The sequence below is a fragment of the Polaromonas sp. UBA4122 genome (assembly GCA_002381615.1).
GTDB lineage: Bacteria > Pseudomonadota > Gammaproteobacteria > Burkholderiales > Burkholderiaceae_C > Polaromonas.
This window is the reverse complement of sequence record DFWY01000095.1, coordinates 4,101-4,442: the sequence shown is the minus strand read 5'-3', so window position 1 is coordinate 4,442 and position 342 is coordinate 4,101. Positions and strand designations below refer to the sequence as shown.

General features: G+C 53.5%; 1 protein-coding gene. It reads right to left on the bottom strand.

Going from position 1 to position 342, the window contains the following annotated elements; translation table 11 throughout:
• Nucleotides 1–124: 124 nt before the first annotated feature.
• The coding region (gene rplL, locus B3F77_RS12905; protein WP_293605338.1) for a 50S ribosomal protein L7/L12 at nucleotides 125–342 on the bottom strand (218 nt) is incomplete at its 5' end.

Sequence of the window (342 nt, the reverse complement as noted above, 5' to 3'; positions counted from 1 at the left end):
CTCTTTTCCGGTGTTTCTGGAACACTGTAAAACCAGCCTATCTGCTGGCTTTGCGGTGTGCTCCTTGAAACACGAAAGGCTGGAAGCCCGACTTGGGTCTTCCAGCCTCTGCAAACACCAAGAATTACTTGAGTTCGACTTTCGCGCCAGCTTCTTCGAGCTTTTTCTTGGCAGCTTCTGCATCGGCTTTTGGAGCGGCTTCCTTGACGTTCTTCGGAGCACCGTCCACCAGGTCTTTGGCTTCCTTGAGGCCCAGACCGGTAAGTTCCCGAACGGCCTTGATGACCGACACCTTGTTGGGGCCGACTTCAAGCAGCACGACATTGAAGTCGGTCTTCTCTT